We start from the raw sequence: 20,980 nt of genomic DNA, 5'->3' as shown, positions 1-20,980 counted from the left end.
CAACACAATTCCCCGTTTCGTGAAAATGGAGCTACGCATGGTTGCTGTTCGTAGAAGGTATGTGGACGGTCCCTTCGGGCAGATACACATTCGGGTTGCAGGGCCTTCGTCCCCCCAGCGTCCGCCCCTGCTCTGCTTTCACATGAGCCCAATGAGCGGGCGCATATATGCCAGGTTCATCGCGCAGATGGGGGAGGACAGACTGGCCGTTGCGGTAGACACCCCCGGTTTCGGGATGTCGGACACGCCGGAGGAGTTGCCCGAAATATCCGACTACGCGCGCGCGATGGCGGCCGTGATCGACGCGCTGGGGATCGAAGGGCCCGTGGATATCATGGGCTATCATACCGGATCGCTGATTGCCTGCGATCTTGCCCGCATGCGGCCCGAACAGATCCGCCGCATCGTCCTCGTTTCCGCGCCGCTGCTGAATGATGAGGAACGTGCAGCGATGCGCAGTCTGTACCAGCCCATCCTGCCCAGCCTTGACGGCGAACACGTGATGAAACGATGGCGCAGCTTTTCACATCACAACCTCGGTCACGGGCTTGATCTGGAGGCGGTGGCGGACATGTTTCCCGATGGCCTGCTTGGCCGCAACCGGGCATGGTACGGCCATCGCGCCGCGTTCAATCACCAGCCCGACATGGGGCTGCCGGAGGTCAAGCAGCCGATCATGGTCATCAACCCTGACGACGACCTTGTGCAATTCACGCCGCGTGCCGCAGCCTTGATGGTTGACGGCCACATCGTCGACAAGCCGGAATGGGGCCACGGCTTCCTGGACGCTTCCACGTCAGATGCTGTCGCGCTGGTTCGGGACTTTCTCGACCGGGAGTGACGCGCAAGCGAACAGGCTGGTTCAGCGCCTGGCGCGAATGGTGCGCAGCGCCAGCGCCGCCAGCGCGATCATGACCATCACCGCACAGGTATCGGCAGCCAGGTCGCTCCATTCGGCATCGCGATGCAATTGCGGGATCATCTGCGCGATCTCGATCCCCGCCCCCAACACTACCAGACCCAACCCGATCCTGAGCTTTGGTATCTGCGGGTATCCCAGCACGCCCAGCACCGCGAGTGTGGCGAATGCCAGCATATGCTGGAACTTGTCCCCCGGCTCGCCAGGGAATTCCGGCGGATGGGGGACAAGCGCCATGATCACGGCGAACACGAGTGCCAGCCAGAAAGCGATTCGAAACAGGTTCTGCATGGCGCGTATATTGCACTGCAGCACGATAAACGCCAATTGCGTTTTGCCGAGGCGCTGTCTGGCGTGGCGTTCGGCGAGGGCAACAGGGTCGCAGCTTTCAGCCACGCCTCAACTCTCGATCACCTCTAAAAAACGCCCCGCGCGAGATCTTCGCGAAAAGACGGGTGGGCAAGGGCGATGAGCGCTTCGGCGCGTTGCCGGGTGGTCTTGCCCTTCAGGTCCGCCCAACCGAATTCGGTGACCACGATATGCGTGTCGTTGCGCGGCGTGGTGACGGGCCCTGTCAAACGCGGCACTATGCGGGAGATCGTGCCGCCCGCGGCGGTGGCATGGCAGGCGATGATGGATCGCCCGCCCCTGGACGCATAGGCCCCGCGCACGAAATCGACTTGACCGCCCGACGCGCTATACTGGCGTCCGTTGACGTATTCCGAGTTGCAGGCCCCGTCGAGATCGATCTGGAGCGTGGCGTTCACCGACACGACATTGTCGTTACGGGCGATGATGCCGGGATTGTTCACGTATTCGACCGGATAGGCTTCCACATCGCGATTGCCGTCGAGGAACGCGTACAACGGCTTGTCGCCCAGCGCGAACGTGAACACGGAGGTGCCCGCGTGTATCTGCTTGCGGCTGTTATCGACCACGCCGCTTTGCATCAGCATGGACAAGCCCGGCGTCATCATTTCGGTGTGGATGCCCAGATGGCGATGCCCGGCAAGCCCGGCGCACACCGCATCCGGCAGGGCACCAATCCCCATCTGCAGGCAATCACCATCGTTTACGAGCCCGGCGATGATCGCCCCGATTGCATCGTCGGTGGCACTGCGCGGCGCCGGTGGCAGGCTTGGCAGGTCGTCGACGTCATTTTCGACCAGCGCTGTCACGTCCGCGATCGGGATCATGCAATCGCCGCGCACGTAAGGCATGTTGCGGTTCACCTCCAGGATGATCCGCACGCCGCGCTTGCGGGCAACGGCGAGAGAATAGTCGGTACTGGTGCCCAGGCTGAAATTGCCGTCCGCATCCATCGGCGCAACGGTTGCGATCAGGGTATCCACGCCGACATGCTCGGTCATCGAACGCGGCACCTGGCTGAAGTGGCAGGGCAGCACATCGACCGGCGGCAGCCCGCTGGACGCCCGGCGTTTATCCAGTGCACGCTCCACGCCGCCATGAAAGTAGCTCATCGGCACAACGCGATCGTGCAGATCGAAGTCGAACACGCTTGCCCCGGCAATGCCGGTGCACAACAGGTAATAGATGTGCACGTCCCGCACGGTGCCAGCCCTTGCCGCCTGGGCGAGAGCGGACAGAATCGCCGGCGGTTGCCCGGCGCCCAGCGCCATCGCCACTTTGGCGCCCGATGGAATGAGCGCGGCGGCATCGACCGCCGTGCGCTGACAGGCGCGATACCGCTGCCGGTGCGCTGCATTCATCGTTTTCAACCCTCTCCTGCGTCCATCCTCCGCCGTCGTATCGCGGCCGAGTGACGGGCTGGATAATAGGGCGACACCGAAGGCTAAAGCGCCATGCGCCCGGTGTCGCCCGTAAAATTGCCTTATTCGGCAGCCTGCGCGAAATGCTCCCACTGCGGCGCGCGCGGGGCGGGCAAGCCGGTTTGCGCTTCGCACTCTCGACGCAAGGTTTCGATATCGGGGCCGAAATCGAACACCGCGATCTCACCGCGCTCATCGCGCAGGCGGGCGCGCAGCGCCTGAGTGGCGCTCTCGTCCACCGTGCCGTCGCTGCCGATCACCACGCCGTAGGCCTTCGCGCCTTCGGCCGTGACCAGACCTTGCTCGATCTCCTTGGCGATGAGCGCAGGATCGCGCTCGAACGGATCGCCCCAGCCGCCGCCGCCCCAGGTGATGAAGTGGAGCACGTCGTTCGCCTCTACCTCAAGATCCTCGATCTTGTTGCCGACGATGGTTTGCGACCCATCCGGCTTTTCCAGGATCTTGCGCGCCCGCGCGCCCGGTGCGCCGCCGTTGACCCCCCAGGGCGGCACGAACCAGCGGTCGTCATGGATCGCGATCTTGCCCTTCTCCAGAAAGCGGTAGGACATGATGATGCCATTGCCGCCGCGGTGCAGGCCTGCCCCGCCGGAGTCCGCCACCGTCTCGTAACGCTCGATCACCAGCGGAAAATAGCGTTCGAGGAACTCGTTGGGCACGTTGGTGAAATTGGGGAACAGCGAATGGCCATCCGGCCCATCGCCTAGCGGACGACCGGGAATGCCGCCAAAGCCGATCTGGAACAGCTGGAAGTATTCGCCCGCCTTGTCGAACCCGGAATAGAACAAGTGCGGGCTGGACGAGAAGCCGGCCGCCGTCAGGAACTCCGGCGTCTTCTGGCCCAGCAAGCCGCCGAGAATGTCGAACATGCGGCCCAGCGCGTGGGTGCGGCCAGACAGCGCCGCCGGGAAGCGTGGCTTGAGCAGCGAACCTTCCGGAATGCGCACGTCGATCAGGTCGTAATAGCCGTCGTTGAACAGGATCTGCGGATCGAAGACCATGATCATGTAGATGCCGAAGAACATGCGCATCATGTTCTCGTTGAGGAAGAAGTTGATCGAGGCGACGGACTGCGGGTCGGTGCCGTCAAAGTCCAGGACCACCCGGCCGTTCTCACGCCACATCGTGCATTTGATCTTGTAAGGGCCAAAGCCCATGCCATCGTCGCAGATGTAGTCCTCGAAGCTGACTTTCTCCTCGCTGATCGCGGTGTCGATCAGTTGCGCCATCGCCTTGTGGTTGCGCGCCAGAAGTTCCTCGCAAGCGGAGACAAACACGTCATCTCCGAAGCGCCCGGCCATCTCGATCACGCGGCGCGAGGCCACGCGGCACGAGGCGATCAGGGCGTTGAGATCAGCCTTGCACCAGTCCGGCGTGCGGACCTGATGCATGATCAGCTTGACGATGTCCTCGTTGTAGACGCCCTGCTTGTAAATCTTCACCGGCGGGATGCGGACGCCCTCCTGGAAGATCGAGGTCGCGACGATCGGCATCGAGCCGGCGACCATGCCGCCGATGTCGGACTGGTGCCCGAACATCGAGGTGTAGGCGATCAGGCGTCCGTCCTTGAACACCGGCAGCAGCACGAGCCAGTCGTTGCTGTGGCTGACCGCACCGCCCACCGAATACGGATCGGACAGCATGATGAGGTCGCCCTCTTCCACGGTGCCTTCGTACCCGTCCAGGAACGGGCCGATGTAGGAACCGAACTGGCCCACGATCATGCGGCCCTTGTGGTCTGCGATCAGCGGGAAGGCGTCACCCTGCTCGCGGATGCCGGGCGACATCGCGGTGCGCACCAAGGTGGCGTCCATTTCCACGCGGGCATTGCGCAAGGCGTTCTCGATGATGTCGAGGGTTACGGGGTCGATGACCTTCTTCTCGAAGGCGGCTGCGTTGGTCTGGATGATCCGTGCGGGCATCTTGGCGTCCTTCGATCAGGCGTCGGCGAGAGTGATGAGGATGTTGCCGACCGCGTCGACCGTGGCGATGCAATCCGCCTCGACGAGCGTGGTGGAGTCCATCTCGATGACGATGGCAGGACCCTTGATGACGTCCTTGGCCTTCAGCCTGGCGCGATCGTAGATCACCGCCGGCTGCATGCGCCCATCCATGTACAACTGATGGTCGCGCAGCTTGGCATGCGCGGGATCGCCGTTGCCTTCCGGCAGACGGGCCGCCGGCAGGTCGAGCGCCTGGCCCAGGGCCACGGCGCGCAAATTCACGATCTCGTGCTCGCTGTCCATGTTGAAGGTGAACAGCCGCAAATGCTCTTCATCGAAGCGTTCAGTCAGGGCAGCGATGCCCTTGTCACGCAGCTGGTCGATGGTCACTTCCATCGGCACTTCGAAGGCCTGGCCCGAGTACCGCACATCCACTTCGAAAACGACGTCGATGTCCCCTTCAGCCACGCCCTCGGCCCGCAGTTCCTCGCGGATCTGCTGCTCCATTTCGGCCAGCACGGAGAGCAGGTCTTCGGCGGACGTCTTGGAGGCAAGGGTGGAAAACGAGCGCGCGGTTTCGGTGCGCATCCGCGTGGTCGCATCGCCTAGCGCACACAGCACGCCCGGCGAGACGGGCGAGACGGCGGGCCAGCTTCCCATCAGGCGCGCCACCGCGTTGACGTGGATCGGGCCGGCGCCGCCAAAGCCCATCAGCGCGAAGTCACGCGGGTCGTAACCCTGCTGCACAGAGATCATGCGCAGCGCGCCGAACATGTTCTCGTTCACAATGTCGATGATGCCGCGCGCCGCAGCGTACAGGTCGATCTTCAGCGCATCGGCAATGCCCTGCACGGCCTTGATCGCACCTTCGCGGTCCAGCTTGAAGGTGCCGCCCAGCAGCGCTTCGGGCAGGTAGCCCAGCACGACATTGGCGTCCGTCACGGTCGGCAGCGTACCGCCCTTGCCGTACGCGACCGGGCCGGGCACGGCGCCGGCGGACTGCGGGCCCACGCGCAAGGCGCCCGTCAGTTCGGGCACATACGCGATCGAACCGCCGCCCGCGCCCACCGTCTTCACGTCCAGCGCGGAGGCACGCACCGCCAGGTGGCCGACTTCGGTGGTGCGCACGCGGCGCGCTTCCAGGTTTTCGATCAGCGCGACGTCGGTGGAGGTGCCGCCCACGTCCAGCGTCAGGATGTTGCGGATACCGCTGTTCTTGCCGACCCAGATCGCGCCGGTAACACCGCCGGCCGGGCCCGACATCAGCAGCGAGACGGGATGTTCTTCGGACTTCTCCGAGGTCATCAGACCGCCGTCCGAGCGCAGCAGCGAAAGCTTGCCCGCCATACCGGCCTCGCGCAGCTGGTTGCGCAAGTTGCGCACGTAGCGTCCTACCACGGGGCGCACCGCAGCGTTGGCAACCGTCGTCAGGGTGCGTTCGTACTCCTGCATTTCAGGCAGCACGATGTGGCTGAGCGAAACCGGCACGTCCGGCATGATCTCTGCCGCCAGTTCGCCGACCCGCGCTTCGTGCACGCCGTTCAGGTAAGCGTTCATAAGGCTGACGGTCAGCGCCTCGACGCCTTGCGCCTTGAGCTTGCGCAGCGCGGCGCGAATGTCCTCGTCGTCGATCGGGCGCAGTTCCTGCCCTTGCGCGGTCATGCGGCCCTTGATCTCGACCGTGTCTTCCAGTGCGGCCAGCGGTACGGGCTTGGGCCAAACGATCCAGCCGGCAAGGCCACCGGGCACGAAGCTGCGGGCGATCTGCATGACCTGGCGATAGCCTTCGGTGACGATCAGGCCGACACGCGCGCCCTTGCCTTCCAGAACCGCGTTGGTAGCCACGGTGGTGCCGTGCAGGAAAACCTCGATGTCAGCTGGCGTGATGCCCGCCTTCTCGCAAACCGCGTTAAGGCCGTTGAGAATGCCTTCCGAACTGTCATGCGGGGTGGAGGGCGTCTTGTGGCGCCAGAACGCGCCGGTATCTTCCTTGAACAGCAACAGGTCGGTGAACGTGCCACCAACATCTACACCTAGCCGATAAGCCATGGGCAATCCTTGCGAATGACGGAAATGAAATAGGAATGTGCGGTGCCGCTGCCATGCGCGGCCGCAGGGCAGGTCACGGTCGCAGGTCCACGATGACCTTGCCGATGGACTGTCCCGAAAGCAGGCGTTCGACCGCGTCGTAAATGCCATCCAAGCCCGTGAACGCGCGATCGTCGAACCGGACCTTGAGCGTGCCCGAGCGATAGGCAGCGAACACCCGCTCACGCGCGGCGGGCCATTGCTCGGTCAGCAGGCCGTTCATGAACCCGCGCACCGATGCGCCCTTGTAGTACAGGCTATGCGCGATGCGCGGCTGCGTCACGATCTCGGGCCGGCCTTCCAGGTCCGCCGCCGCGCCGCCCACCACCACCCGGCCATGCGGCGCCACGTTCTTGAGGAACGCGTCGAAGATCGTGCCGCTTACCGTATCGACCGCAACGTCGAGCTTGTCAGGGTATTCGGCAGCGAGAATGTCCGCCACGGATTCGGACCGGTAATCGATCACCCGCGCTGCGCCGAGGCTGCGCACGAACGCCACTTTGTCCGCGCCGCCGCACACCGCCACGACATGGCAGCCACGCTCCACCGCCAATTGCACCATCAAGTGACCAAGGCCACCCGCTGCAGCGGAAATGGCGACCGTTTCGCCGTCCTTCACCGCGCCGATGTGCTCCAGAGCCATCGACGCCGACACCCCGGTAGACGCGAGCGCCAGCCATTCGGGCGCGAGTTCGGGCACTTTGACGAAGTGCGATGCCGGCGCCAGGTTCCATTCGCGATAACCGCCGGGAAAGCGCGTGGTGACTACGGCGTCTCCCACGTTGAACTCAGTGACACCCTCGCCGACAGCTTCGACGATGCCCATCGCCTCGACACCGGTGAGCGTGGGCAGGCCGATCTTCACGTAATCGACGGCGTTGCGGGCAATCTGCGTGTCGAAGATGCCGTTGATGCCGCAGTAGTGATTGCGCACCAGCACCTGGCCGGGCGCCGGATCGTTCAGATCGAGCGTGACGATCTGCGTGGCGGCGCGAAAGCTATCGGCAAATCGCTGGAGCTGGATCGCGCGGTACGTCCCGCTCATGCGTTGCCCTTCACCGGGAAGCCGAGAACGCCGGGATTGATCACGCCGTCGGGGTCCATGATCGCCTTGATCCCGTCCAGCAGGTTCCTGGACAGCGCATCGCGGCTTTCGCGATAGGGATACGTGCGCCCGATCTGGAAGTGGCCGCTGCCATAGCGTTCGAAGATCGCCACCACCGCCTTGCGCAGCGACGTTACGAGCGCCGTCGCCGCCTCGTTCTGCGGGCGCTGCTGCAGGCGCGCGAGGTGCGCAGGCTCTACCGCAGACTCGTGGACGGGACGCCAGCCCTGGGGCCAGAAGAACACCGGCTCCACGACAATCGCATTGCTGGACATCGTGGTGAACAGGAAGCCGGTGTGGATTTCGTGAGCGTCCATCTCCGCCTTGTGCTCGGCATACAGCGCCTGGATATCAGCGAAAGCCTGGGGCGCGGTGGATAGCGAGCAGACGCCGTGCACCGGCACCCACGCCTCGCCGGTGGGGCCGACCATAGAGTTGAGCGCCGGGAACGGCATGGCGCGGATCACCTTGGCGATGCTGTTCTCGATCTCCGCGCCGCCAAACTGCGCGGCAATCTTGCGGGTTGCCGCCATGTCGTGATCGACTGCGGCCTTGGAACGGCCCTCGCAGATGACATGGAGCGGATAATCCGTGGGGGCGATGAAGTTGCGCCCGCCCATCGCGATCTTCGCAGCAGCGAGGATGCCCTTGCCGAAGTTCTTCTCCTTGGCGACGACGGCGCTCAACGTCTTGACGTCGGCGGTGAGCGAAGCGCGCTTCATGCGTACCACGGTCAACCCGGGATCGAAGGCGCATGTTTCCGCCGCCAGGCCCTGGCGCGCGATCTCGGCCATGGCTTCGAGCATCGCCTCGCCGCTGGGGAACGAGAACGAGGCGTGATCCTCGACGGCGGGCATGGTGATGAGGCGCAAGGTAATTTCCGCCTTGATGCCAAGCGTGCCGCAGTCGCCGCAGAAGATGCCGGTCAGATCAGGCCCGAAGTGGCGATAGAACGGGGTTTCGCCGCCGGGCCCGCGCGCGCCAGTGCGGATGATCGAACCATCGGAGGCAACCACGGTCAGCGCAACCACGCTCTCGCTCGAGGTGCCGTAATGGCCCGCGCCGAACATCGCGTTGAGCTGCGAGATACCGCCGCCGATGGTGGAGCTGAGGCCGGACATCGGCCCCCAGAACGGCGTACGCAGGCCGTGCGGGGCCAGCGCTTCGTTCAGGTCTTTCCAAGTCACGCCGGCCTCGACGGTCACGGTCATGTCTTCCCGGTTGATGCGCACGACCCGGTTCATCCGCGACATGTCGAGCGAGACTGTGCGGTCGGCTACGGGCACATAGCCACCGGTGTAGCTCATGCCGGCACCGCGCGGCGCGATCGCATAGCCTGCCGCACGTGCCGTGGCGACGGCAGCGGCCAGTTCCTGCACGGTTGCGGGCGCGACGATCAGCGCTACGACGGGCCCGACCGGCGTCCAGATATCCTCGCTGTGCAGCCGCCGCGATGCGTCGTCCGTGCGGATGTTTTCCGCCCCGACAATGGCCGTCAACTTGGCGTGCAGGTCATCCGTGCCCGGCAGTTCCACCAGCAGTCCATCCTGTTGCATGATCTATCCCGAAGTTATGGCAGTGACCGAATATGTATTATGTTTATGACATATAAATTCGGCGTTGCAAGCGCTTCAAACGCGATTGATCGCGCTGCGGTCAATCGGCGCTGGCGCGCGCGGCACCTTCGCCCGCAAGGCGGCCCAACACCACGGCGGTGGTCAGGCCCATGGCCGGCAAATAGCCCCACGATGACGGCCCGGACACGGATCGGGCCGAGCCTCCGCCTGCGAACAGGTTCGCAAATGGCGTCCCGTCCTGGCGCAGCACCCGTGCCGCGCCGTCGATCTGCAGGCCGCCTTGCGTGTGATACAGCGCGCCGGTGACCTTGAGCGCGCGGTACGGGCCGGAAGGCGGCGTTTCGCTGGCCCACGATCGGCCGAAGGCGTCCGTGCCTTTCGCGGCTGCGACTCGTTGCACATCTCCCACGGCAGCAGCCAGCTGCGCCGGATCGGTGCTCGTCAGCTTGGCGAGCGTCTCAAGATCTTCCGCGATCTTCGGCGCATTCAGCGCCATCAGTTGCGCCAGTTCCGGGATCTGCGCACAGCGCTCCTCGATCCGGGCATCGTAGATCACCCAGCCCAGGCCATCCGGCTGCCCCGCCAGGGGATGGACCATTCCGGCAATGTCTGCCGATTCGTCCGTAAAGCGATTCCCCAGTTTATTGACGATGATCCCGCCCTCGATCAGCACCGGGGGGGGCACCGAGATGCCTTGCGGATCGGTAAGCATGGCGTAGCCCTGATAGCTGCCCATGTCCGCCAGCACCGCGCCCAGCCGCTCGGCCACGACGATCGCTTCGCCCTGGCTGCCTTCGTGTCCGTTGTACTTGAGCGTTGCGGTTTCGGGCATGTACCGGTCCGTCATGGCGCGGTTGGCGCCAAAGCCGCCGCACGCCAACACCAGCGCATCGCAGCCGACCTTCTCGATGGCGCCGTCCGCCCGCTCCAGCGCCACGCCGATAATGCGGTCGCCCTGGACGTAGATGTCGACGAGCCGGGTCTCCATCAGCACGTCCACCCCGGCATCGCTCATGCGCCGGTGCAGCAGTTGCACCATGTCGTCGCCGCTATGCCCGGGCCAGCCATGCAGGCGCTGGCGGCTGTTGCCGTAGGACGCGCGGAAACGCAGATCCAGCTCCCACGGCAGGTCATGCGCCGCGCGCAGCCATTCCAGCGTAGGTGCGCTGTGATCCGCCAGCGCCCTGGCGATCACCGGGTCGGTCTGGCCCTTCGCCTTCTCGATAATGTCCGCAAAGAAGATGTCGGCATTGTCCTCAATCCCATGCTCGCGCTGGGACTGAGTTCCCGCCGCACAGAACAGGCCCTGCGACATGCCGGTCGAGCCGCCGGGCCGGTCATCACGTTCGATCACCAGCGGGGTCACCCCGGCATTGAGCGCCGCCAGTGCCGCAACCGCGCCGCAAGCCCCCGCGCCAGCAATCAGCACCGGCACCGAGAACTCGAACCCCTCCGCCTCGCTCACGAGCGCGCGCCCAGTTCGCTGCCGACCGCCTCGGAGGCGATGTCACCGCTCGTCAGGTTGGCCTCGTTGCGCTGCTGCACGATGCGCAGGACCCGGGCGATATATTCCTGGGTCGACAAGGCCCGCTCGATCGCGACGGAGGGATCGGGCGTGAACGTCTCGATCTCGGAGCGGCTGAGCACGCCCTTGCCTTCCAGCAAACGCTCCAACGTATCGATCCGCTGGCGGGCGACGGCGAGTTCCTGCACGGCGGCCATCGTGATGGCGAGCACCGCCTCGACCTCGTGGTCCAGAAAGTACGGGCGCTTTCCGGCGGCTTTCGCCCCGGCTTCGGCCAATGCGTCAGCGATGCTCATCAGACCGTGGCTCCGATCACGTGCCAGGCCGCCTTGCGACCGTAATCCTCGGTTTCGTCGTCCGCCGCATCGGGGAACAAGTCCTTGTCGACCACCGCCGTCACGCCGCCGTGGATCAGCTTCTCGCGTTCGAAGCCGGCGGCGACCATATGCGCGTCCAGATCCAGCTCGTGCATGCGGCTCCAGAACGGCTCATTGTTGTAGAATGCATCCCAGTCCCGCATGGCCTGTTCGAACAACGGCATCTCGGGCGTATATTGCGGCTGCTCCACATGCAGCACGATGCCGCCCGGCTTCAGCAGGCGGCGCGATTCGCGCAGGATATTGTCAAGCGCGGTGCTCGACAGTTCGTGGAGGAACATCGTGGTCTGGATCCAGTCGAAGCTGGCATCGGGGAAGATCGCCAGATCCTCGCCGCTGGCCTGCACGAAGCTGACGTTATCGACACCGAGCGACTTCGCGCGGGCCAGACCGTAGCGCAGCACCGGCGCGCCGAGATCGACGATGGTCATGTGCGCGTTCGGATAAGCCTGCGCGATCGGCAGGCTGGAGTGGCCCACGGTGCCGCCAATCTCCAGAATGCTGGTCGGCGCGAAATCGGGGTAATTGCGCTTTACCCATTTGACCACCGCATGGCCGCCACCATCGGCGTACTTGCCGAGCAAGCCGGCGGTCGTCACGAAGTTGCCGTGATCGTAATTCGCCCCATTGGCGACATCGCCGGGGAACGCCTCGGTATAATAGCTGCCCGGCATGCAATGGTGATCCACCGCCGAGACATACCGGGGCACGGCCACGCCGGGATCGAGCTTGAGCCGCTCGTCGCCATCGGTGAGCTGCGCCGCCGTTTCGGCCAAAGCCTCACGCTGGCGGATCGTCGTCCAGCGGCCAGCCTGCTGGCGCTGCTCCATCGTCATCCGGCGCAGCGCCGACCACAGGCAGAAGCTGTCGTCTTCCAGCAGGGCGCGGCGCGCTTCGTGCCGGTCAGCGATGGGGCGGCCCTGCGCCTTGGCGAAACCGGGCGCGACCTTGTTATCGTACGCCGCCTTCACGCCGGGCACCACGCGGGCAGACAAATGCCGGTTCATCTGCGCCAGGAAATTGATTCGCTCGATCTCGTCATGATTGGTCTGCGGGAACACGGCGTGACGCCCGACCACACGGTAATCGGGAGGGCCATCGTAAGGCTGGGCCGGAGGCACATTCGAGCGTGTCATGACGAGAAGCCGCTTCCCTTCGTTTGGTATATCTCTATAACATATGACACCACACTTCACAGAAGCCAAGAGGATGACGCAGGTATGACTCGGATAATCGTATTGGTGAACCTCAAGCCCGGCAAAAGCGCGGCGGATTACGAGCGCTGGGCGCTCACCACCGACCTGCCGACCGTCAACGCGCTCACGTCGATCGACGGCTTTACGCTGTTCCAGGCAACCGGCCTGCTCGGCAGCGACGACAAGCCGCCGTACGATTACATCGAGATCATCGACATCAACGACATGGACTTGTTCGGCCAGGAAGCCTCCACCGAAGCGATGGGCCGCATCGCCGCCGAATTCAACGAGTGGTCGACGCCCACGTTCATCCTCACCCGCCCCGTCAGCGGAGAGGCTGCATGACCAAACCGCTCGCGGGCAGGACCGCGGTCATCACCGGCTCGGGCCGGAAGGGTGGTCTGGGCGAGGCGATCGCGCTGCGCCTGGCGGAGGACGGTGCCAATATCGTCCTGTCCGATGTCGGCGCGTCGCGCGATGCTGCAACGCCGGAGGGCATGATCGGCCTGTCATCGGAAATGGACGCAATCGCCCAGGCCATCCGCGCCAAAGGCGTCGAGGTTTCCGCCAAGTCCTGCGACGTGCGCAGCCGCGATGAAGTGCAGGCGCTGGCCGACCACGCGGTGGCCACGCACGGCAGCCTCGACATCTGGGTGAACAACGCCGGCATCGGCTATATCGTCAAGCCGCTGCTGGACGTTTCGGAAGACGAGTGGCGCGCGGTGCTCGACGTCAATCTGAGTGGGGCGTTCTATGGCATGCAGGCGGCGGCGCAGCGCATGGTGGCCCAGGGGCGCGGCGGCCGGATCGTCAACATCGCCAGCCAGGCTGCCAAGAGCGGCTTTCCCAACATGCAGGCCTACACGGCCTCCAAGCACGGGCTGGTCGGCCTGGTGCGGTCAGCGGCAACGGAGCTGGGGACGCATGGAATTACCGTGAACAACGTGTGCCCCAATCACGTGACGACCGGTCTGGGCGCCTGGCAGAATGCCTACTTCGCGCAAAAGCAGGGCAAGACCATCGAGCAGTATATGGCCGATATGGCCGGGCGCATCCCGATGGGTCGCCCCGGTCTGCCCGAAGACACCGCCAACGCAGTCGCCTTCCTGTGCCAGGACGGGTCCGGGTACATCACCGCCGAATCGATGAACGTATCGGGCGGCGAAGAACCGCACTGACGCAGTGAGCCCTTCCCTTGCGGAAGGGAGGGGCTCATTCGATCACGGCCGCCAGGGCCAGCACCACGTCGTCCAGTTCATCGAACCGCTCGATCAGATCGACCAGCCCCCGGTGTGCGTGCCCCAGCCCGCCGAACGACAGGCAGCGCTCTGCCTTGGCAAGATGCTCCTCACGGCTGAGCGGCCATTCGGGCGAGCCGAACTGACGTGAGACGCTGTCGCTGACAACCGTGCCATTCGTCAGCACTGCGGTGCCGACAGCCGGTACGAAGGCGGCGGGATCGCCGTTGTCATCGACCTCCACCATGATCCGTTCGGCCAGCGCCAGCAGCGCGGGGTCGGACAGCCGCTCTGGCGTGAAGTCGGCAAGGTCGATCGTGCCGCGCGTCAGGACGACCGCGCCTAGCCAGGCAAAGCACAGCCGCGCATAAGCGACGCTCATGCCCGCAAATGGCCTGCGTCCGACCAGGCGATGGATCAGCGGCGGGGCCCGGTACGTGAAGGACCGAAGGTTGTCGGCGGTGACGCCGCGCCGTTCCATCAGGCTGCGCAGCGCGATGATGGCGCCGTGCGCGGCGCGCCCGGTGGGAAACGGCTTCCAGCTCAATTCCTCGATGCGGTGACGCTTGCCAAGGTCCGCCAGCACGGGCTCCAGATCCACCTCGTCCTCGAACAGCGACAAGTACCCGAACGGACCATCGATCGATCCGTGCGAGCCTTCAAACCCGAGGCGTGCCAAGTCGGCCGCTTCGATCGCCGAGCGCGCGGCGGCGGCGACCTGGATCGCCAGTGCCGGCTTGCCTTCGACATGCGCCTGCATCGTGCCGCTGGCGAAGGCGAGGCCATAGCCCAGCGCGTTGCGCGAAACTTCCGGTGTCAGCTGCCGCATGCGGCATAGACCGCCGATCGATCCGAACACGCCGGCGGTTGCCGGGCGGAAAAACTTGAGCGGTGATTTTACCGCGACGCCCAGCGACGCCACGATGTCCACGCCCGCCACGATGCCGGCCAGAAAGTCAGCCCCGCTCACCGGTGCGCGGCTTGCTTCGGCCAGCAGCACGGCCAGCACGCTTGCCATCGGATGCGCCACGGCGGGTTCGTGCACGCAGTCATATTCCTGCGCGTGGATCTGGTAGCCGTTGGCGAAAGCGGCGTGCGGTGCCGTCAGCCGCGCGCCGGGGCGGCCGAGCACCAGCCCGGTGCCGCCCTGCCCGCTCCACCCGGTAGCGGCATGGAACGCCTCGTCCGCCAGGGCCGCGTTGCGCCCGGCGATGCCGACGGCAAGGCTGTCATGCAAGAAGTTGCGCGCGGCGCGCTGCGCGCTGGGCCCGAGGTCGTGCCACGAGACACCCAGCGCGTGGCCGACGAACCGGTCCGACGCGGCGGTCATCGCAGGGAAATCAGCACCTTGCCGACATGTTCCGCCGCATCGAGATACGCGTAAGCCGCCGGCGCCTCGTCGAACGCGAATGTCTTGTTGACCACGGTTTCGATCCCGTTAGCCTCGACCGCGCGCACCAGATTGACCAGCATCTCGCGGCTGCCGTTGGCAATACCCTTGAGCGTCAGGTTCTTGCCGATGATCGTGCCATAACCCGGCACCGACATGCCCTGCCCGGCGGTTACGCCGATGATGACGATCCGCCCGTTCACCGCCGCCGCCGCGATCGACTGGCCCAGCGTGCCCTGCCCCCCGGTCTCGACCACGATGTCCGCGCCGGCGTTGCCGGTCTGCGCCATCAGTTCAACGCCCCATTCCGGGTGAGTCTTGTAATTGATGGTGATGTCCGCGCCGAGTGCGCGCGCCAGTTCCAGCTTCTCGTCACTGGATGAGGTGATCGCAACCCGCGCGCCGGCGGCCTTGGCAAGCTTGAGCGCGTATATGGCAACGCCGCCGGTGCCCAGGCACAGCACCAGGTCTCCGGCCTTGACCTTGCCCACCTCCACCAGCGCGTTCCACGCCGTGAGCCCGGCTGACGCCAGGGCCGCCGCGTTCTCGTCGGCAATGGCTTCGGGCACGCGGATCAGGGACGTTGCCGGCAGTACGACCTGCTCGGCCAGCCAGCCGTCATGCGTCACCCCGACATCGAAACCGAAGGCATGATACCCAAACGTACCGCCTGCCCAATTGACGAAGTGCGGACTGATCACCCGATCACCCACCTTCACGGCACTGACGCCTTCGCCCACCGAGACAACTTCGCCCACGCCTTCGGATACGGGCACCCGATCGACCGCCTTCTTGGCGCCATAAGCCCCGCGCAGGATCTGGAGATCCCGGTTGTTCAGGCTGATGAGGCGCGGGGCGACGACGGCTTGGCCGGGGCCGGCCACCGGCGTCGGACGGGTGGTCGCCTTCAGCGATTCCAGCCCGCTCTGCTCGCCAATTTCGAATGCTTTCATGAAGATACTCCCGCTTGCTCGCCTCAGGCCCAAGGCCGGCGCGACGGTTGATTTGTATCTTCTATATATCAATTAAAAGCCTTGTCACGCCCTTCAGCGCACATTCGTCGAGAGGGTTGGCGTGATCGTGCCGCCAAGGTGCTGAAGATCAAGACGGATCGTGAACTTGTCGGCGCGATAGTGAGCGAAGGTCAGCAAAAACGGCGTATTGGCGCCATCATAGCTGGTGCGCGTGATGCGCAGAACCGCAGCGCGCGCCTCGATCTCCAGGGCCTGCGAGATCACGCCGTCCGCCTCCATGGCGCTGATCGTCTGCTCTGCGTGTTCGGCCTTGTGCCCGGCTTCTTCGAGCACCTTCAGGATCGGGGCACGGGCGAGAGTTTTGGCGGTAATGACCTTGTGCAGGCGCGCCGGTACGTAGCTGACGATGTAGCCCAGCGGCGCGCCTTCCAGGCTGCGCACGCGCACCGCACGCACCACCTGCTCGTTCGCCGCGATCTTCAATGCGGCGGCCACGGCGGGCGGGGGCAGTTCGGTCGCCACCTCGATGACGTTGACGGTGGTGCGCCGACCGAAGGCGAGCAGCGAATCCACCGCCTGATCGATGTTGGCTTCCATCGGCTTGGTAGGCGATTGAAAGATCACGCGCGTGCCAAGGCGCCGCTTGCGCTCAACGAAGTTCTGCTGCGCCAGCTCTGTCAGCACGCGCCGTGCCGTGATGCGCGACACCGCGTAGATTGTCGAAAGTTCCTGCTCGGTGGGCAGCGCGCTGTGAAACGGGCGTTGGCCGCTCAGGATCTCGTCCCGAAGCTGGAGGTAGATCTGGTGGTAGAGCGGCACTGCCGCGTCCCGATCAATCACTTGCAATTCCTCTGACGCCTGCCTCTGGACATAGCGCTTCCAGATGGCTTGTGCGTAGTTGAGGGTTTGTTACGCGACGTCAAGCACGGGTATCTCCGCCAGGCGGGCAAGCGCCGGCGATCGTCTAGGCGCGGTGAGCCGAAAGAAAAAGGGGCCGCCAGCGGCAGCCCCCTTCCAATTACGTCGTCCGACTGAACCGGTTCTTAGAAGTTGAACCAGAGGCGGCCGGTGAAGCGGCGCGGATCGCCGGGGAACAGAGAGATGAAGTTCGCGGTGATCGTCTCCTGCTTGGTGAGATTGCTCACCCCGAACGAGGCCCCCCACTTGCCCTCGGCGTTGTCGTACGTGAGATTGAGGTCCACGAAGTTCTCGACAGGCGCGAACGCTGTGTTGAGCGCGGCGACCGCATACGACGAGTTGTGGCGATACGCGGCGCTGAAGCCCACGTCGCCGTCCAGCGCGTCCACAGGCAACTTGTAAGTGGCACCGCCGGCAAGCTGGAACTTGGGAACGCGCAGCGGGATCGTGGATGTCTGGATCTGCGACGCATCCGGGACGCCCGGCGTCAGCACCGTCGAGAGGTATTTGCCACGGTTGACAGATCCGTTGATGAAGATCGAGAACCGGGTCGTCGGCGCATACAGCGTTTCCCACTCGAAACCATACGTACGCAGCGTGCCGGCATTGCGGGCCAGCTGCGACACGATGGTCGAGGGCGGGACGATGATACCCGAGGTAACCTGCAGGTCCTGCGTCTTGGCCAGATAGAACGTCCCGTTCAGGCGCAGCTTGCGATTGAACAGGTCGGACTTGAAGCCGGCTTCGTAGGACCAGGTCTTTTCCGGCCGGAATGGCAGAACCTGGAAGGGCACGCTGTTGGTGCCGTTCCAGCCACCCGACTTGAAGCCATTGGTGGCCGAGGCGAACAGGATCGTACCCGGCATGGCCTTGTAGGAGAGCGCGATGCGCGGGGTGACCCGCTTTTGCGTCTGGCTCAGCGGGATACCCGCGGCCAGCACGTCTGCGCTGGTGTAACCGGCGGCGCCATGGTTCCACGCCGGGTTGAAGAACCGGTCCGACTGGTAGAAGTCCAGCTCCTTCTTCTCCCAGGTGTAGCGTGCGCCCAAGGTTGCGGTCAGGTTGTCGACCAGTTCATAGTCGGCCTGCAGGTATGCAGCGGCCGTCTCGACCTTCTGGTGGAAGCGTACATCGACGCCGTACGTTACGCCATTGGCCCGAGTGGTCGCCAGGACATAGGACGTCGTGCCGCCGGTGAACTGGGCTGTCGCCAGATCGTTGTTCTCCTGCAGGTAATAGACGCCCGCCACGTACTTCAGGCGCCCGTCCAGCAGTTCGCTCGACCACTTGAGCTCACCGGAATACTGGTCGTTCTTGATGGCATCGGCCAAGATGAACCCGGCGTACTTGTTTACCGTGCCCGAGCTGTAGTTGTTGATGTAGTCTTGGTTCTGCTTGCGATAGCCGAAAATGGCTTGAAGCGTGCCGCCATCCGTCGCCCAGGAAATGTTGGCGGACGCCGCGTAATTCTCGGAATTTAGGCACAGACCGTTGCCGGTGCTCAGCAGGATGTCGACGGGATTGCCCTTGCAGCTGGTCTTGCGCATGTTGGTCGACGCTTCGTAGAACACAGGCGTCGTGGACGTCCGGAACTTGCTCGACGCCACCGGCAGCGTGCGCACGCCGAAGTATGTGCCGGTATTTCTGGTATACTCGCCCGAAAGATCGATCGTCAGCTGGTCAGTTGGCAGCAGGCGAACGTCGCTGCGAAAGCCATAGCTCTTCTCACCATTCAGATGCTCACCAGTGGTGATGTTCTTCAGATAGCCATCATCATGGATGTAAAACGCCGACCATTTGGTGAGAATTTTTTCCGAGATCGGGATGTCCACGCTCGCCTTGGAGGTGACACGACCGTACGAGCCGTAGGTGCCCTCGAACTTGGCGCCATAATGGTCAGACGGCTTGCGCATGATGATCGACACCGCGCCACCCGTGGTATTGCGACCGAACAGCGTGCCTTGAGGACCACGCAACACTTCGACGCGCTCGGTATCGAAAAAGGCGTAGTTGTTGGCGTTCTGGCGCGCGACGTAGATGTCGTCGACATACGTGCCAACCGGCGGATCGAAGGTCGCAGCCGATTGGGTGTTGCCCAGGCCGCGCAGGAAGTACGAGTTCGCCGTCGCCAGACCCGCGTTGTGCTGCGAGATCATCGAGGGAACGTACTTCGACACCGAGATGGCATCGTTGAGGTTGAGATTGCGGATGGTCGCTTCTGAAAATGCCGTCACTGCAAGCGGAATTTCCTGCACCTTCTCAGGCCGACGCTGCGCGGTGACGACGATGTCGGTGAGGTTGCCGCCCGATGCCGGCGCAGCTTGCGTGCCGGTCTGTTCAGGTGCCGTCTGTGCGTAGGCGCTGCCTCCTGCAACCACCGAAATGATTGCGGCGAGCGCCAATCGCGATACGCACGTGTAATGCTTGTTGCTCATCAAAATGCCCTTCCCTGAGGATTTTGTTCCCACCGCTGCGACTGCCTGCCAATATTTTGTATGGCATATTGTTATGACAATAAGACATATCAAATTGGCTTATGTGTCAAGCGGCATTGATGACGGGGTGCGGCACTTTTCAGTTTTGTTGCCGAATTGTCGCATCTGGCGCTGTAAACACCGGATAGGCGCCAAGAAGAAGCAGCAGGACACTGCCCGTCAGCACACACCCCACGCCAAGCAGCAACGCCGTTGCATACGTTCCGGTGCTGTCGAACGCGTAGCCATAGACTACCGGCCCCAGCCCGCCGCCAAAAGCAATCACCGTGTAGAAACAGCCGTAGATCGTGCCATAGTTGCGCTGCCCGAAGTACCGGCTGATGAGATAGGCCAGCAGATCGAATTCGAAGCCGGCGCCAAACCCCAGGCAAAGCACCGCTGCGAAGGCCGCCGGGCTCGTCAGCGACTCGCCGGAGAGCAACCAGCTGCCAAGCGCTGGCACGAGCAGGATCGCAAAGGCGCACGCCGGCGCCCAGAACCGGTCCAGCAACCATCCGCCGATGATCCGCCCGGCAATCACCGCCAGGCCGAAACTGGCCGTGATCTCCCCGATCCGCGCTAATTCAAAGTGGAAGGACTTGAAGATGTTCTCCAGGTTCGGGGTCGGCGCAGTCAACGCAAAGGCGATCAGGAAGAAGGCCGCCGCCATCAGCCAGAAGCGCGGGCTGCGGATGGCCTGGACCAGCGTGAGACCGTATTCCTCGATGACCTCCGCCGCCTCTGCTGCAAGCGGGGTGGCAACGTCTTTGCGTTCCCGGAACAGCAGCAGGATAAGCGGTATACCGATCACGATCGGCAGCAGCCCGATGGCGACAAAGGCGGTGCGCCAGCCGTAATCCAGAATGATCCATGCGGTGAACGGCTTGATCAGAAAGCCGGTAAGCCCCGTTCCGGTGCTGGCAAGACCAAGCGCGAGGCCACGATTCTTGTCGAACCAGCCGTTGACCACGCGGGTCCAAGTTGCGGAAAGCGTCCCGGCGCCCAGCACCGACATGACGCCCCACTGCGCATAGTACAGCAACAGCGAACCGTTGCTCAGCGCCAGGCTCATGAAGCACAGGCCGAACAACCCCAGCGATACGATCGCCACGGGCCGCGCGCCCCACTTGTCCACCGCGAAGCCGGCCAGCGGGCCTGACACCATCACGACGCCGGATTGCACGCCGATGCTTCCCATCATCGAGGCGAACGACCAGCCGAACGCCTTCGACAATTCGGGCGCGAACATGCCGATGGTGTAGAACGGCACCGGGCTGAGCCCTACCGCCACGCCCACCATCGCCGCCAGCACGACAAGCCATCCCCGCGGCGTTTCGCGCGAAAGCACCTGCGGTTGGGCACCCAAAGCCTGGCTCATCATCAAAGGTTACTCCGGGGCTGGACAAGCGGTCGGTGTTGCCGCACGATAAGTTATAAGAGTATATCAA

At 64.2% G+C, this 20,980-nt stretch carries 17 protein-coding genes; 3 read left to right on the top strand and 14 right to left on the bottom strand.

Annotated elements, in window-relative coordinates; genetic code table 11:
• Positions 1 to 25: 25 nt before the first annotated feature.
• Positions 26 to 841: an alpha/beta fold hydrolase gene (locus ASE49_RS02665; protein WP_082456253.1), complete on the top strand. Its 816-nt coding sequence runs from the start codon at positions 26 to 28 to the stop codon at positions 839 to 841.
• A 21-nt stretch (positions 842 to 862) separates the two neighbouring features.
• Here the strand turns inward: ASE49_RS02665 and ASE49_RS02660 are convergent, their stop codons facing one another.
• The 9 genes from ASE49_RS02660 to ASE49_RS02620 form a co-directional block, all read right to left on the bottom strand.
• Entirely contained in the window at positions 863 to 1,315 is a 453-nt protein-coding gene (locus ASE49_RS02660; RefSeq protein WP_235522792.1) for a hypothetical protein, read from the bottom strand.
• A gap of 20 nt (positions 1,316 to 1,335) precedes the next feature.
• A complete protein-coding gene (locus ASE49_RS02655) occupies positions 1,336 to 2,649 on the bottom strand; it encodes an acetyl-CoA hydrolase/transferase family protein (RefSeq protein WP_056768520.1) in 1,314 nt (437 codons plus the stop codon).
• A gap of 122 nt (positions 2,650 to 2,771) precedes the next feature.
• On the bottom strand, positions 2,772 to 4,649 hold the full coding sequence (locus tag ASE49_RS02650) for a hydantoinase B/oxoprolinase family protein (RefSeq protein WP_056768518.1): 1,878 nt from the start codon (positions 4,647 to 4,649) through the stop codon (positions 2,772 to 2,774).
• A 15-nt stretch (positions 4,650 to 4,664) separates the two neighbouring features.
• A complete protein-coding gene (locus tag ASE49_RS02645) occupies positions 4,665 to 6,719 on the bottom strand; it encodes a hydantoinase/oxoprolinase family protein (RefSeq protein WP_056768517.1) in 2,055 nt (684 codons plus the stop codon).
• 73 nt (positions 6,720 to 6,792) lie between these two features.
• A complete protein-coding gene (locus ASE49_RS02640) occupies positions 6,793 to 7,803 on the bottom strand; it encodes a zinc-binding dehydrogenase (protein WP_056768515.1) in 1,011 nt (336 codons plus the stop codon).
• Positions 7,800 to 9,419 (bottom strand): FAD-binding oxidoreductase, encoded by a 1,620-nt coding sequence (locus tag ASE49_RS02635; RefSeq protein WP_056768513.1) that lies wholly within the window; start codon positions 9,417 to 9,419, stop codon positions 7,800 to 7,802. Before ASE49_RS02635 ends, ASE49_RS02640 begins: the two co-directional genes overlap by 4 nt.
• 100 nt (positions 9,420 to 9,519) lie before the next feature.
• On the bottom strand, positions 9,520 to 10,905 hold the full coding sequence (locus ASE49_RS02630; RefSeq protein WP_056768507.1) for an FAD-dependent oxidoreductase: 1,386 nt from the start codon (positions 10,903 to 10,905) through the stop codon (positions 9,520 to 9,522).
• Positions 10,902 to 11,261 (bottom strand): hypothetical protein, encoded by a 360-nt coding sequence (locus tag ASE49_RS02625; RefSeq protein ID WP_056768505.1) that lies wholly within the window; start codon positions 11,259 to 11,261, stop codon positions 10,902 to 10,904. The genes ASE49_RS02630 and ASE49_RS02625 overlap by 4 nt, the downstream gene beginning before the upstream one ends.
• Positions 11,261 to 12,478, bottom strand: coding sequence for a class I SAM-dependent methyltransferase (locus ASE49_RS02620; protein WP_056768503.1), 1,218 nt, complete (start codon positions 12,476 to 12,478; stop codon positions 11,261 to 11,263). The genes ASE49_RS02625 and ASE49_RS02620 overlap by 1 nt, the downstream gene beginning before the upstream one ends.
• Before the next feature lie 84 nt (positions 12,479 to 12,562).
• Here ASE49_RS02620 and ASE49_RS02615 point away from each other — a divergent pair, with 84 nt between their 5' ends.
• Both ASE49_RS02615 and ASE49_RS02610 read left to right on the top strand, forming a co-directional pair.
• The gene (locus tag ASE49_RS02615; RefSeq protein WP_056768501.1) at positions 12,563 to 12,883 is read left to right on the top strand and encodes an REDY-like protein HapK; all 321 of its coding nucleotides are present in this window, start codon (positions 12,563 to 12,565) and stop codon (positions 12,881 to 12,883) included.
• Complete coding sequence (locus ASE49_RS02610; RefSeq protein WP_056768499.1) at positions 12,880 to 13,716, top strand: SDR family NAD(P)-dependent oxidoreductase; 837 nt, start codon at positions 12,880 to 12,882, stop codon at positions 13,714 to 13,716. Before ASE49_RS02615 ends, ASE49_RS02610 begins: the two co-directional genes overlap by 4 nt.
• A 34-nt stretch (positions 13,717 to 13,750) precedes the next feature.
• On the opposite strand, the gene ASE49_RS02605 is transcribed toward ASE49_RS02610, so the two are convergent.
• From ASE49_RS02605 to ASE49_RS02585, 5 genes are all read right to left on the bottom strand, one after another.
• Positions 13,751 to 15,106 (bottom strand): MmgE/PrpD family protein, encoded by a 1,356-nt coding sequence (locus tag ASE49_RS02605; RefSeq protein ID WP_056768498.1) that lies wholly within the window; start codon positions 15,104 to 15,106, stop codon positions 13,751 to 13,753.
• Positions 15,103 to 16,119, bottom strand: a complete 1,017-nt coding sequence (locus ASE49_RS02600; RefSeq protein WP_056768496.1) for a zinc-dependent alcohol dehydrogenase family protein — start codon at positions 16,117 to 16,119, stop codon at positions 15,103 to 15,105. Before ASE49_RS02600 ends, ASE49_RS02605 begins: the two co-directional genes overlap by 4 nt.
• A gap of 93 nt (positions 16,120 to 16,212) precedes the next feature.
• The gene (locus ASE49_RS02595; protein ID WP_235522791.1) at positions 16,213 to 16,980 is read right to left on the bottom strand and encodes a GntR family transcriptional regulator; all 768 of its coding nucleotides are present in this window, start codon (positions 16,978 to 16,980) and stop codon (positions 16,213 to 16,215) included.
• Positions 16,981 to 17,183: 203 nt separating this feature from the next.
• Entirely contained in the window at positions 17,184 to 19,493 is a 2,310-nt protein-coding gene (locus tag ASE49_RS02590) for a TonB-dependent receptor (RefSeq protein WP_056768492.1), read from the bottom strand.
• A 139-nt stretch (positions 19,494 to 19,632) separates the two neighbouring features.
• Positions 19,633 to 20,910 carry an MFS transporter gene (locus ASE49_RS02585; RefSeq protein ID WP_056768490.1) on the bottom strand — a complete coding sequence of 426 codons (1,278 nt, stop codon included), beginning with the start codon at positions 20,908 to 20,910 and terminating at the stop codon, positions 19,633 to 19,635.
• Positions 20,911 to 20,980: the final 70 nt, after the last annotated feature.

Source organism: Novosphingobium sp. Leaf2 (genome assembly GCF_001421325.1).
GTDB lineage: Bacteria > Pseudomonadota > Alphaproteobacteria > Sphingomonadales > Sphingomonadaceae > Novosphingobium.
Note: the sequence above shows the minus strand (reverse complement) of the source record. Positions and strands in the feature narration are given on the sequence as shown.